Source organism: Pseudomonas sp. BRG-100, from assembly GCF_000737955.1.
In the GTDB taxonomy this organism is placed as follows: domain Bacteria; phylum Pseudomonadota; class Gammaproteobacteria; order Pseudomonadales; family Pseudomonadaceae; genus Aquipseudomonas; species Aquipseudomonas synxantha_A.
Genome location: NZ_JPRX01000001.1, coordinates 4677741 through 4690035, shown reverse-complemented (window position 1 = coordinate 4690035; position 12295 = coordinate 4677741). Strand labels below are relative to the sequence as shown.

Annotated in this window: 15 protein-coding genes; 7 read left to right on the top strand and 8 right to left on the bottom strand. The window is 60.7% G+C overall.

The features are described 5' to 3' along the window. The first annotated feature begins 150 nt into the window (after positions 1–150). Entirely contained in the window at positions 151–333 is a 183-nt protein-coding gene (locus JH25_RS06630) for a hypothetical protein (RefSeq protein WP_032879737.1), read from the top strand. 103 nt (positions 334–436) lie between these two features. Then, positions 437–1633: an MFS transporter gene (locus JH25_RS06635; RefSeq protein WP_032879736.1), complete on the top strand. Its 1197-nt coding sequence runs from the start codon at positions 437–439 to the stop codon at positions 1631–1633. On the opposite strand, the gene arfB is transcribed toward JH25_RS06635, so the two are convergent. Beyond that, positions 1630–2043 (bottom strand): alternative ribosome rescue aminoacyl-tRNA hydrolase ArfB, encoded by a 414-nt coding sequence (gene arfB / locus JH25_RS06640; RefSeq protein ID WP_003193787.1) that lies wholly within the window; start codon positions 2041–2043, stop codon positions 1630–1632. The genes JH25_RS06635 and arfB overlap by 4 nt on opposite strands. Positions 2044–2152: 109 nt before the next feature. Continuing rightward, positions 2153–3571: an amino acid permease gene (locus JH25_RS06645; protein ID WP_032879735.1), complete on the bottom strand. Its 1419-nt coding sequence runs from the start codon at positions 3569–3571 to the stop codon at positions 2153–2155. A gap of 647 nt (positions 3572–4218) precedes the next feature. On the opposite strand from JH25_RS06645, the gene JH25_RS28745 reads away from it, so the two are divergent. Next, positions 4219–4356 (top strand): hypothetical protein, encoded by a 138-nt coding sequence (locus tag JH25_RS28745; protein WP_003237751.1) that lies wholly within the window; start codon positions 4219–4221, stop codon positions 4354–4356. Positions 4357–4429: 73 nt separating this feature from the next. Further along, positions 4430–5389, top strand: coding sequence for a hypothetical protein (locus JH25_RS06655; protein ID WP_032879733.1), 960 nt, complete (start codon positions 4430–4432; stop codon positions 5387–5389). Between the two features lie 190 nt (positions 5390–5579). On the opposite strand, the gene rluB is transcribed toward JH25_RS06655, so the two are convergent. The 6 genes from rluB to JH25_RS06685 all read right to left on the bottom strand — a co-directional run bounded on the left by rluB (position 5580) and on the right by JH25_RS06685 (position 10518). Then, a complete protein-coding gene (rluB, locus tag JH25_RS06660; protein WP_005790814.1) occupies positions 5580–6800 on the bottom strand; it encodes a 23S rRNA pseudouridine(2605) synthase RluB in 1221 nt (406 codons plus the stop codon). A gap of 144 nt (positions 6801–6944) precedes the next feature. After that, positions 6945–7136 (bottom strand): DUF1289 domain-containing protein, encoded by a 192-nt coding sequence (locus JH25_RS06665; RefSeq protein WP_032879732.1) that lies wholly within the window; start codon positions 7134–7136, stop codon positions 6945–6947. 129 nt (positions 7137–7265) lie between these two features. After that, positions 7266–8180, bottom strand: coding sequence for an SMC-Scp complex subunit ScpB (scpB, locus tag JH25_RS06670; protein ID WP_032879731.1), 915 nt, complete (start codon positions 8178–8180; stop codon positions 7266–7268). Positions 8181–8192: 12 nt separating this feature from the next. Next, a complete protein-coding gene (locus JH25_RS06675) occupies positions 8193–8891 on the bottom strand; it encodes a segregation and condensation protein A (protein WP_164365898.1) in 699 nt (232 codons plus the stop codon). Between the two features lie 120 nt (positions 8892–9011). Then, positions 9012–9641 (bottom strand): L-threonylcarbamoyladenylate synthase, encoded by a 630-nt coding sequence (locus JH25_RS06680; RefSeq protein ID WP_003193796.1) that lies wholly within the window; start codon positions 9639–9641, stop codon positions 9012–9014. Between the two features lie 13 nt (positions 9642–9654). Next, positions 9655–10518, bottom strand: a complete 864-nt coding sequence (locus JH25_RS06685; RefSeq protein WP_032879730.1) for a PHP domain-containing protein — start codon at positions 10516–10518, stop codon at positions 9655–9657. Positions 10519–10605: 87 nt separating this feature from the next. Here JH25_RS06685 and JH25_RS06690 point away from each other — a divergent pair, with 87 nt between their 5' ends. From JH25_RS06690 to JH25_RS06700, 3 genes are all read left to right on the top strand, one after another. After that, positions 10606–11202: a septation protein A gene (locus tag JH25_RS06690; protein WP_005790819.1), complete on the top strand. Its 597-nt coding sequence runs from the start codon at positions 10606–10608 to the stop codon at positions 11200–11202. Position 11203: 1 nt separating this feature from the next. After that, entirely contained in the window at positions 11204–11503 is a 300-nt protein-coding gene (locus JH25_RS06695; RefSeq protein ID WP_005790820.1) for a YciI family protein, read from the top strand. 100 nt (positions 11504–11603) lie between these two features. Further along, positions 11604–12281, top strand: a complete 678-nt coding sequence (locus tag JH25_RS06700) for a response regulator transcription factor (RefSeq protein ID WP_032879729.1) — start codon at positions 11604–11606, stop codon at positions 12279–12281. The last annotated feature ends 14 nt before the right edge of the window (positions 12282–12295 follow it).

The window sequence follows — 12295 nt, the reverse complement described above, 5'->3', positions numbered from 1 at the left end:
AACACCGCAGCAGGCCAGCAACAAGCAGCCTGCGACCAAAGAAGCAAAACCAGTCGACAGCAAACGCCAAGACTGACGCCGTACCAGACCGTGTGGAAAGCGCACCTTTGAGCGCTTTCCACACTGCCTGAATCATTCGAGACGCTCATCATGACCACAACCCTTCCCGATACGCCGGATGCCGCCGTGCTCGACGCTGCCTTGCAGATGGTCGAAGTCTGGAACCGCCTCAGTGCAGACAAGCAAGCCGCACTGCTCAAGCGCTTCGGCACCCAGGAAAATGCCCTGGCAGCCCTGGTGACGACTCAATTGCTGGCTCCCGCCCAAGCCTGATGCATCTTTGATCCGAGGTTTTACATTTTTGCCGCCCTGCCCGGCCTGCGCGCCGGTATCATTAGCAGCCTATCTTTACCTGCTGCGACAGTGGACCTCTCCCATGCCAGATACCCAGCGACCCATGGCCGTCACGCTGCAAGTCGTTTCCATCGTGCTGTTTACCTTTATCGGCTACCTGAATATCGGCATCCCCCTGGCTGTACTGCCGGGCTATGTGCATAGCCAATTGGGCTATGGCGCCGTGATCGCCGGGCTGGTCATCAGCGTGCAATACCTGGCGACCCTGTTGAGCCGCCCCTATGCCGGCAAGATTATCGACAACCTGGGCAGCAAGCGCGCCGTGCTGATTGGCCTGGTGGGCTGCGGTTCAAGTGGCGTGTTCATGTTGCTGGCGGCGTGGTTTTCCAGCCTGCCGGCAGTGAGCCTGGGCAGCCTGTTGATCGGTCGACTGGTGCTGGGCAGCGCCGAAAGCCTGGTGGGTTCAGGCGCGATCGGCTGGGGCATCGGCCGCGTTGGCGCGGCGAACACCGCCAAAGTCATCTCCTGGAACGGTATCGCCAGCTACGGCGCGCTGGCGGTCGGCGCACCATTGGGGGTGCTGTTGGTCAGCCGGTTCGGGCTGTGGAGCATGGGCGTGAGCATCATTCTGCTCGCCGTGCTGGGCGTGTTGTTGGCCTGGAAAAAACAAGCCGCGCCGATTGTACCCGGCGTACGTCTGCCGTTCATGAATGTGCTGGGCCGCGTGTTGCCACACGGTTGCGCGCTGGCGCTGGGCTCCATCGGCTTTGGCACCATCGCCACCTTTATCACCCTGTATTACACCACCCAGCACTGGGATAACGCGGTGTGGGCCTTGAGCCTGTTCGGCGCCAGTTTTATCGGCGCACGCTTGCTGTTTGGCAATTTGATCAACCGCATTGGCGGCTTTCGCGTCGCGATTGCCTGCCTGTCGGTGGAAGTCCTCGGCCTGCTGTTGCTGTGGCTGGCGCCGGATGCCCAACTGGCGCTGGCTGGCGCGGCGTTGAGCGGCTTCGGCTTTTCCCTGGTATTTCCGGCGCTGGGCGTGGAGGCGGTCAACCTGGTGCCCGCCTCCAGCCGTGGCTCGGCGGTAGGCGCCTATTCGCTGTTTATCGACTTGTCCCTGGGCATCACCGGGCCACTGGCGGGCGCCGTGGCAGCAGGTTTCGGCTTTGCATCGATCTTCCTGTTCGCCGCCCTCGCCGCCGCCGCCGGTTTGCTGCTGAGTCTGTACCTGTACCGCCAGGCACCCAAGGCCCGGGAAACACGCGAGGCCTAGAAGTCGACCTTGCCACGCCCGGCCTTGATGCTGCCGCGCTTGGTCTTGGACTCCAGGCGGCGCTTCTTGGACCCCAGGGTGGGCTTGGTCGGACGGCGCTTTTTCTCGACCTTGGTGGCGCTCTGGATCAACTCCACCAGGCGCTCCAACGCATCGGCACGATTCTGCTCCTGGGTACGGTATTGCTGGGCCTTGAGCACCAGCACACCTTCGCTGGTAATACGGCTGTCGCGCAGCGCCAGCAGGCGCTCCTTGTAGAACTCCGGCAAGGACGAGGCAGGAATGTCAAAACGCAGGTGCACTGCGCTCGACACCTTGTTGACGTTCTGACCACCGGCACCCTGGGCGCGAATGGCGGTCAGCTCGATCTCGGCATCGGGCAGCTGTACGTTATTGGAAATCACCAGCATGAGTAACACGGTCCTCCGGAAGAAGCCCTAGGATACGCGAATGCACCTTGGCCATCCCCTCAAACAACAAACCCGGCACAAGGCCGGGTCTGCTTAACAACATTGACGCTTACTTCACCGCGGGGACCGCCATATCCACGGACTGCTGCGCCCGCTTGTTCTTGATCCAGTAACACACCCCCATGAACGCCACCCACACCGGGATCGCGTACACCGAGCGGTCAATGCCTGGAATCATCAACATGGTGCCCAGGATAAACACCACGAACGCCACACAGATAATGTTGCCATACGGATACCACAGCGCCTTGAACAGCGGCACCTGGCCGGTGCGATTCATGTGCTGGCGGAACTTGAAGTGCGAGAAGCTGATCATCGCCCAGTTGATCACCAGCGTGGCCACCACCAGCGACATCAGCAGTTCCAGCGCGTTATGGGGCATCAGGTAGTTCATCAGCACCGCCACCAGGGTTATCGCCGCCGAGGCCAGGATCGAGCGCACCGGCACGCCACGCTTGTCGATCTTCGCCAGGGCCTTGGGCGCGTCGCCCTGCTCGGCCATGCCCAGCAACATGCGGCTATTGCAGTAGGTGCCGCTGTTGTACACCGACAGCGCCGCCGTCAGCACCACGAAGTTGAGGATATGCGCGGCGGTATTGCTGCCCAGCATCGAGAATACCTGCACGAACGGGCTGCCACTGTAGGCATCGCCGGAGGCGTTGAGAGTCGCCAGCAGGCTGTCCCACGGCGTCAACGACAACAGCACCACCAGGGCACCGATGTAGAAAATCAGGATGCGGTAGATCACCTGATTGATCGCCTTGGGGATCACGGTGCGTGGTTGATCGGCTTCGGCGGCGGTAAAACCAAGCATTTCCAGGCCGCCGAACGAGAACATGATGATCGCCATGGCCATCACCAACCCGCCAACACCATGGGGGAAAAACCCGCCGTGGTCCCACAGGTTGCTCACCGAGGCTTGCGGGCCGCCGCTGCCACTGACCAGCAGGTAGCTGCCCAAGGCAATCATGCCGACAATTGCCACCACCTTGATGATGGCAAACCAGAACTCGGCTTCACCGAAGACCTTGACGTTGGCCAGGTTGATCACGTTGATCAGCACGAAGAAAGCCGCCGCAGACACCCAGGTCGGGATCTCCGGCCACCAGTAGTGCACGTATTTGCCGACAGCGGTCAGCTCCGACATACCCACCAGAATGTAAAGAATCCAGCAGTTCCAGCCCGACAGAAAGCCGGCGAAACCGCCCCAGTATTTGTGGGCAAAATGGCTGAACGAACCGGCTACCGGCTCTTCGACGATCATCTCGCCGAGCTGGCGCATGATCATGAAGGCGATAAAGCCGCAGATGGCATAGCCCAGGATCATCGACGGGCCGGCGGATTTGAGCACCCCGGCCGAGCCCAGGAACAGGCCGGTACCGATGGCGCCACCGAGGGCGATCAACTGGATATGCCGATTTTTCAGGCCGCGTTTCAGCTCGCCTGAAGAGGAATGGGTTCCACTCATGAAAGGGTCTCACGCAAGGTTTGAGGATATGAATGCAGGTTGCTGCCTTGAATTACCAACTCAAGCAGCGCCGTTCAAACCCCAGCGCAGGCACCAGGAGTACAGCGTCTTTCTAATGGTCATACGTCACCTGTTTGTTTTTATCTGTGACGAAATCGAACCCGTCCGGCTCGTGGCCAGGCGGAATGATCAGGGGGATCGAACCCTGAGGTCTTGGCCTTTTGCGTGGGTACGCAAGGGGGGTCACAGTAAAACGCGGCGCATTGTACACCGCTCGACAGCTTCGGCACGCCCCAACAGAGTGCACGCGACAAACTGTCAGCCAATCCTTACAGCTACAGGTCGCCCAAGACTCCCGGGGCAAATTCGTAAACTTATCGTTACAATGCGGAAACACTGCGTTACAGCCAGGTTTTATGGACAGCCAACGGAAAATTGTCAGTGGGGATTTTCTGAATAAACGGTTCAGCCAATACGCTGTTTTTTCTGAATAAAAAATAGCTCGCCAAAAACAGAAGAAAAAATCCAAATGAAACCGTGTCAATATTTTTTTTGCATTTTGAAACACTCTCTTCTAGGTTCTTTCCACTTGCCCACGAAGCCCGCGGGCAAGCCGTTCTCAATCAACGTCCTCTAGGAGATACACCATGCAAGCACTGGAAAAAGACCTGGAAACCGAACTGCAACTCGACGATTGGTTTGAAGCGCCGACCCATGAGGCCGCCGTTGAAATGATGCAAGCCGATGCCGTTGTGCCTTTCGGCACCGCGATGTGGCCTTTCTAATACCCGGCAGGCATCCGGCAGGTGCTGTGCACGGCACCTGCCCCCTTACCCAAGGCACAGAAGGACACCCGTCATGGACAAGGCCCGCGCCGTCGAACACTTTCTCTACTACCTCGCACACCACCCAGCCCTCAGCGGCCTGAGTCGCCCCACCGTGCTGCTGGGCCATACCGAACGCTACGACGCCATCGCCCAGGCAATCACCCACGGCAGCGCCGCCCGCTTCAACTTCCAGTTGCAACGCCTGGACCTGGCTCCCAGCGAAGCCCTGGTGCAAGCCATCGAAGACTGTGACCTGTACCTGTTTCTCTACGACTCCTCCACCCTGCCCAACCCACGCGCCGAAGGCCCGGACTTTATCCGCGCCCTGCACGGCGTGATGGCCGAGCACTGGAAGAAATCCCTGCTATTCAAGGATTATGGTGATTACTTCTACGACACCTTCAGCGTCGAGCCACAGCGTATTGCCGACCTTAACGCCACGCTGATCCGACGCATGTCCCAGGCCAATGTACTGAGCTTTACCGACAAGCACGGTTCACGTCTTGAAGCGCCGATGAGCAGCATCAAGAAGTGGACCAATATCAACGGCGTCGGCAACCACGACCTGGCCCCCGGCGAAATCGCCACCCACAGTGAAGCCATCAACGGCCAGGTGCGGTTTGTCGGTACCTTCCTCAGCACTATTCCGTTTGCGCGCAAATACGGCGTGCTGCAATCACCGCTGGAATTGTGGATCGAGAACTCGACCATTTGCAGCGTGGCCAGCGACGTGCCGGGGCTGGCGGATGATTTCAACAAGTACCTGAATGCCAACCCGTCCAACCGTCGGGTGGAGGAGCTAGGGATTGGCACCAACGAAGGGGTCAAGGATCTGTATGCGCGCAATGCCGGGTTCGAGGAGCGCCATTGCGGGCTGCACCTGGGCCTGGGCGGCGGGCAGAAAGGCAGTCATCACTTGGATTTGATCTTTGCCAGTGGGGTGTTGGCGCTGGATGACAAGCCGGTGTTTGATGGCTCCTTTGCCTTTTAAAAGATCATCAGACGTGTAGATATCCCTGTGGGAGCCGGGCTTGCCCGCGATAGCGGTGGGTCAGTTAGCACAAAGGTGACTGGCACACCGCTATCGCAGGCAAGCCAGCTCCCACAGTTGATTGCATTTCAAATTCAGATCAAAAAAACGCCAACCCTAGGGTTGGCGTTTTTATGCAGCGCTTAACGCATCACTGCGGCTTCTTGCGACCAAAACCAGGACGCTGACCCGAACCTGCCGGGGCGCCACGGCGCTTGCCCGACGGCTCATCAGCTACCAGTTTCGGGCCAGGGCGCTTGTTCGCCGCTGGCTTGGCTGGACGCTTGGTACTGGCATTGTCGGCCGGGCGATCGGCTTCACCACGGTTGCTGCGACCGCCGCTTGGCGCTTCGCCACGGGCCGGGCGCGGTGTGCGTGGTGCACGATCACCTTCCTGGCGGGACGGTGCGGTTGGGCGACGCTCACCTTCGATCTGCGGCTCGCGAGAAATACGACCGCCGGTTGCCGGTGCATTCAGCGCCGGGCGCAGGGTGCGAGCCACGCGCTCGGTACGCGCAACAGGGCGCGACGATTTACGCTGCATACGCTCAAGCTTGTCTTTGCTCTTGGCGTTCATCTGCGGCATGGCGACCGGCGTCAGGCCAACTTCGGCGCTGAGGATGTCGACTTCGTACTGGCTCATTTCGCGCCAGCGGCCCATCGGCAGGTCGGAGTTCAGGAACACCGGGCCAAAACGCACGCGTTTCAAGCGGCTGACCACCAGCCCTTGGGACTCCCACAGGCGACGCACTTCACGGTTACGCCCTTCCATCACCACGCAGTGGTACCAGTGGTTGAAACCTTCGCCGCCTGGCGCCTGCTTGATGTCGGTGAACTTGGCCGGGCCGTCTTCCAGCACCACGCCGGCCTTGAGGCGTTCGATCATCTCGTCATCGACTTCACCGCGTACACGCACGGCGTATTCACGATCCATCTCGTACGACGGGTGCATCAGGCGGTTGGCCAGTTCGCCGTCAGTGGTGAACATCAGCAAGCCGGTGGTGTTGATGTCCAGACGACCGATGTTGATCCAGCGGCCTTCCTTGGGCTTGGGCATCTTGTCGAACACGGTCGGACGGCCTTCCGGGTCGTCACGGGTGCAGATTTCGCCATCGGGCTTGTTGTACATGATCACGCGGCGCACCGATTCGGCGGCCTCTTCACGCTTGATCACCTTGCCATCAATGGTGATTGCATCGTGCAGGTCGACGCGCTGGCCGAGGGTAGCCTCGACGCCGTTGACCTTGATGCGCTTCTGGGTAATCCAGGCTTCGACGTCGCGGCGCGAGCCCACGCCGATACGCGCCAGCACTTTTTGCAGCTTTTCGCCTGCTGGGCCGATTTCCTGGTCTTTCTGGTCTTGGTCATTCATCGTAAGCACCTCCCGGTGGGTCGATTCAGGCCTGGCCTGAGGGGTCTTGAAAGCGGGGCCTTGGCCGAATAGGTCGGCAAGGGGTCGCGAATCATACGCGCATGGCGCGTGTTGCGCATCACAGACTAGTCGATAACGTCCAAGTCATTTGCTTTTCCGCCGACCGGTGGCACCCAGCGCCAGCAATCGCAGCTCGGCTTCAGCCAGCACCGTGCGCTTGTCGACTTTGTCGAGCTTCTTCCAGGCACGGATTTCGCGCTTGCTGCGGCCACAGCCGACGCAGATGTCGTCGGCGAACTTGCAGATGCTGATGCACGGGTCTTTGGTGGAACTCATGTTTTCTCCCAGACAGTGGAGATCCAATGTGGGAGGGGGCTTGCTCCCGATAGCAGTGGATCAGTTGATGCATCTGCTGCCTGACACTCCGCTATCGGGAGCAAGCCCCCTCCCACAGTTTTTATTGCGTCAGTCTTCGAGTTGGCGGCGTTCGTTTTCGATGGCTTCGGCCAGCGCCCGGGCTTCGTCTTCTTCGTCGCTCAGCGGCGGCTGTTCCAGGGCGGCGACGGCGGCCAGCAGTTTTTCCCGGGCATCGGCGACGCCGAGGATGTCTTCTTCGACTTCGGGCTCGGGTTCAACGTTCACCTCGGTCTGCGGCTCGTCGGCAGCATCACGCAACAGGTCGTCAAAATCAGTCTTGATCCCTTGCTCCATATCATCGAGCTCCAACAGCAGCGTATGGAAGCTGGTTTCGTCCTTGGGCTCCTCCGGCTCGGCGCTGGCATCGGCCAGTTCCTGCAGGCTTTGCGGCACCGGCGCATCGTCGAAGTCGAGCACCGGCTCGGCCTCCATTTCGCGCAGTTCAGCCAGGGGCGGCAGGTCGTCGAGGTTCTTCAGGTTGAAATGATCGAGGAACACCTTGGTGGTGGCGAACATCGCCGGTTTGCCGGGCACGTCGCGGTAACCCACGATGCGGATCCACTCGCGCTCCAGCAGGGTCTTGACGATATGGCTGTTGACCGCCACACCACGCACGTCCTCGATTTCGCCACGGGTAATCGGCTGGCGATAGGCGATCAGCGCCATGGTCTCCAGCATTGCCCGCGAATAACGCTGCGGCCGCTCTTCCCACAAGCGCCCCACCCACGGCGAAAACTTCTCACGGATCTGCAGGCGATAACCCGACGCCACTTCGCGCAACTCAAAGGCACGGCCGTCGCAGGACTTGCGCAGGATCTCCAGCGCCTTCTTGAATACCGGCGGCTCCGGGCGTTCAGCTTCTTCAAAGAGTTCGAACAGGCGCTCCAGGGATTGCGGTTTACCCGAGGCCAGGAGAAAGGCCTCCAGCAAGGGTGCCAGTTCGCGGGGTTCAGTCAGATTCATCGATTCAGCTCGTTATTCGGCTCGCGCCCGCACGTGGATAGCCGCAAAAGGCTCATTCTGCACCAGCTCGACCAAGGATTCCTTGACCAGTTCGAGGATCGCCATAAAGGTCACCACCACACCTAGTCGGCCTTCTTCGGCGGTGAACAGCTCGACAAACGGCACAAACCCACCACCCTTGAGGCGCTCCAGCACATCACTCATGCGCTCGCGGGTAGACAGCGCTTCGCGGCTGACCTGGTGGCTTTCAAACATATCGCCACGGCGCAGCACCTCGGCCATGGACATCAGCAATTCTTCCAGGCTCACGTCCGGCAGCAATTTGCGCGCACGGGCCTCGGGTGCGTCGAGCTTGGGCACCACCACATCACGGCCCACGCGGCTCAGGCCGTCAATGCCTTCGGCGGCGGCCTTGAAGCGTTCGTACTCCTGCAAGCGGCGGATCAGTTCGGCGCGCGGGTCATCCTCTTCGGCTTCGACGGTCTCCGAACGCGGCAACAACATGCGCGACTTGATCTCGGCGAGCATGGCGGCCATCACCAGGTACTCGGCGGCCAGCTCCAGGCGCACCGACTGCATCAGCTCGACGTAGCCCATGTACTGACGGGTGATTTCTGCCACCGGGATGTCGAGGATATTGATGTTCTGCTTGCGGATCAGGTACAGCAGCAAGTCCAGCGGGCCTTCGAAGGCTTCCAGGAAGACCTCCAGGGCATCCGGTGGAATGTACAGGTCCAGGGGCATTTCCATGACCGCCTGGCCATAGACCATGGCGAACGGCAGTTCCTGCTGGGCGCCGGCCTGGGGATCAGCGGTTTCCACGGCCGACATTCAGGCCTCGACCATAAATGGCGCCGGATCGCCACAGCCCACACGCACCACTTCAGGCTCGCCGTCAGCCAGGTTGATCACCGTCGAGGCTTTGTTGCCGCCGTAGCCGCCATCGATGATCAGGTCGACATGCTTTTCCAGCAGGCGCCGCATTTCGTAAGGGTCGTACAACGGTTCGGTTTCACCGGGCAGGATCAACGACACGCTCATCAGCGGCTCACCCAGCTCGGCCAACAGCGCCAGGGCTATCGGGTGTTCCGGCACGCGCAGGCCGATGGTGCGCTTCTTGGGGTGCAATAACAGGCGCGGCACTTCGCGGGTGGCATTGAGAATGAAGGTATAAGGCCCCGGCGTATGGGCCTTGAGCAGGCGGAACGTACCGGTGTCGACCTTGGCGAACAGGCCCAGTTGAGACAAGTCGCTGCAAATCAGTGCGAAGTTGTGCTTGTCGTCCAGCTGGCGCAGGCGCCTTACACGCTCGACCGCGCCTTTGTCGCCGATCTGGCAACCGATGGCGTAGGACGAATCAGTTGGATAGATCACCACGCCGCCGGCTCGGATGATCTCCACGGCCTGTTTAATCAGGCGCGCCTGAGGGTTTTCCGGATGAATCTGGAAGAATTGACTCACGTGCTCTACCTGTTCAGACGGTGGCAATAATGGGGTCATGCTTGAATCGCCCCCACAACAGCGGCAGATCTTCCGGGACCTGGCGATACTCGCCAATCTCGGACCAGCCGCCTGGGCCATGAAAATCACTGCCGGCACTGACCAGCAGACCAAATTCGCGAGCAAGGATCGCCAGGCTGCCGACCTGTTCCGCCGGTTGATGCCCGTTGACCACCTCGATCGCGTGGCCACCCGCACAAATATAGTCGCTGATCAGCTTGCGGCGCTTGCTGCGGGTGAAATCGTAATGCCAGGGATGCGCCAGGCTGACCCAGGCCCCGGAAGCCCGCAAAGTCTGGACGGTGTCTTCCAGGGTCGGCCAATGCAGCTTCACATCGCCCAACTTGCCGGCCCCCAGCCATTTGCGAAAGGCTTCGGCGCGATCCTTGACATAGCCTTCGCGCACCATCCAGTCAGCAAAGTGCGGACGGGCCGGTGCGTTGCCGCTGTCCCCCAGTTCCTGCTGGATGGCACGAGCGCCGTCGAGGGCGCCGGGCATACCTTTAAGGCTGAGCTTGCGGCTTATTTCTTCGGACCGCAGCCAGCGGCCATCGTGCAATTGGGCAATGGCCGCCACCAACGGCGGGGCATTCTGATCGAAACCGTAGCCAAGTACATGAATGGTGGCGCCGCCCCAGGTGCAGGACAATTCCACCCCGTTGACCAGTTGCATGCCCAAAGAATGCGCGGCTTCGCGGGCTTCATCGAGACCCTCGAGGGTGTCGTGGTCGGTCAACGCCAGCACTTGCACGCCTTTTTCAAACGCACGCGCAACCAGTACCGCGGGCGCCAGGGCGCCGTCGGAGGCCGTGCTGTGGCAGTGCAAATCAACATTCACGTGGGTATGTAACCTCAAGTCAGCTGGCGCTATCGCAACCAAGGATGTTTGTTATTATGCCGCCACATCCAGCTTCTGGCTCTTACTGTGAAACAATTCATCGACTTCATCCCGCTGTTGCTGTTTTTCATCGTTACCAAACTCGACCCCAGGGTCATCGAAATCGCCGGTCACGAGCTGTCGTTCGGGGGTATCTACAGTGCCACTGCCGTACTGATCATCAGCTCCATCGTGGTCTACGGCGCCATCTTCATCTCCCAGCGCAAGCTGGAAAAAAGCCAATGGCTGACCCTTATCGCCTGCCTGGTCTTTGGCGGACTGACCCTGGCCTTCCACAGCGAAACCTTCCTTAAATGGAAAGCCCCGGTGGTCAACTGGCTGTTTGCCCTGGTCTTTATCGGCAGCCACTTCATCGGTGACCGCCTGCTGATCAAGCGGATCATGGGCCACGCGCTGACCTTGCCGGAACCGGTGTGGGTGCGCCTGAACGTGGCCTGGATCGTGTTTTTCCTGTTCTGCGGTGCCGCCAACCTGTTCGTGGCCTTTACCTTCCAGGACTACTGGGTCGACTTCAAGGTGTTCGGTAGCCTGGGCATGACCGTATTGTTCCTGATCGGCCAAGGGATCTACCTGTCGCGTCACCTGCATGACACCGCGCCTACCACGCCGAAAACCGAGGACTGACATGCTCTACGCCATCATTGCCACCGATATTGCCAACTCGCTGGAAAAACGCCTGAGCGTACGCCCCGCCCACGTCGAGCGCCTTAAACAGCTGCAAGCCGAAGGCCGTATCGTACTGGCCGGCCCGCACCCGGCGGTCGACAGCAATGACCCGGGCGACGCCGGTTTCACCGGCAGCCTGATTGTCGCCGAGTTCGCCTCCCTGGCCGACGCCCAGGCCTGGGCCAAGGCCGACCCCTATGTCGCAGCAGGCGTCTACGCTGATGTGGTGATCAAGCCGTTCAAGCAAGTCCTGCCTTGAACCCGGCTGCGTCGAACCTAATCGTTTCGGCGCACTCCTAATGGCTCACGGCGGCACCGGTGGGGTCGTCGCCGTCGACAATGGCTAAATCGAGTGAGTCATGAGCGAGCTGTTACTGATAGATGATGACCAGGAGCTCTGTGAGCTGCTGAGCAGTTGGTTGAGCCAGGAAGGCTTCCAGGTGCGCGCCTGCCACGATGGCCTGAGCGCCCGCAAAGCCTTGGCCGAAGCCGCCCCGGCGGCGGTGGTGCTCGACGTGATGCTGCCCGACGGCAGCGGCCTGGAGCTGCTCAAGCAACTGCGCAACGACCACCCGGAACTGCCGGTGCTGATGCTCTCGGCGCGGGGCGAACCCCTGGACCGCATCCTCGGCCTGGAGCTGGGCGCCGACGACTACCTGGCCAAGCCTTGCGATCCGCGCGAACTGACCGCCCGCCTGCGTGCCGTATTGCGCCGCAGCCACCCGACCGCGGTCTCGACCCAGCTTGAGCTGGGCGACCTGTGCTTCAGCCCGGTGCGCGGCGTGGTGAGCATCGATGACCAGGAGTTCACCCTGACCGTCTCCGAAAGCCGCCTGCTCGAAGCCTTGCTGCGCCAGCCCGGCGAGCCCCTCGATAAACAGGAACTGGCGCAGATCGCCCTGGGTCGCAAGTTGACCCTTTACGATCGCAGCCTGGACATGCACGTCAGCAACCTGCGCAAAAAGATCGGCCCGCACCCGGATGGCCGGCCGCGGATCGTGGCGCTGCGCAGTCGCGGCTACTACTACAGCCTCTAGAGGCAGCCTTACCA

Coding starts and splice junctions, on each gene's coding strand:
- JH25_RS06630 (WP_032879737.1), top strand. CDS start 151: ATGACCACAACCCTTCCCGATACGCCGGATGCCGCCGTGCTCGACGCT.
- JH25_RS06635 (WP_032879736.1), top strand. CDS start 437: ATGCCAGATACCCAGCGACCCATGGCCGTCACGCTGCAAGTCGTTTCC.
- arfB (WP_003193787.1), bottom strand. CDS start 2,043: ATGCTGGTGATTTCCAATAACGTACAGCTGCCCGATGCCGAGATCGAG.
- JH25_RS06645 (WP_032879735.1), bottom strand. CDS start 3,571: ATGAGTGGAACCCATTCCTCTTCAGGCGAGCTGAAACGCGGCCTGAAA.
- JH25_RS28745 (WP_003237751.1), top strand. CDS start 4,219: ATGCAAGCACTGGAAAAAGACCTGGAAACCGAACTGCAACTCGACGAT.
- JH25_RS06655 (WP_032879733.1), top strand. CDS start 4,430: ATGGACAAGGCCCGCGCCGTCGAACACTTTCTCTACTACCTCGCACAC.
- rluB (WP_005790814.1), bottom strand. CDS start 6,800: ATGAATGACCAAGACCAGAAAGACCAGGAAATCGGCCCAGCAGGCGAA.
- JH25_RS06665 (WP_032879732.1), bottom strand. CDS start 7,136: ATGAGTTCCACCAAAGACCCGTGCATCAGCATCTGCAAGTTCGCCGAC.
- scpB (WP_032879731.1), bottom strand. CDS start 8,180: ATGAATCTGACTGAACCCCGCGAACTGGCACCCTTGCTGGAGGCCTTT.
- JH25_RS06695 (WP_005790820.1), top strand. CDS start 11,204: ATGCTCTACGCCATCATTGCCACCGATATTGCCAACTCGCTGGAAAAA.
- JH25_RS06700 (WP_032879729.1), top strand. CDS start 11,604: ATGAGCGAGCTGTTACTGATAGATGATGACCAGGAGCTCTGTGAGCTG.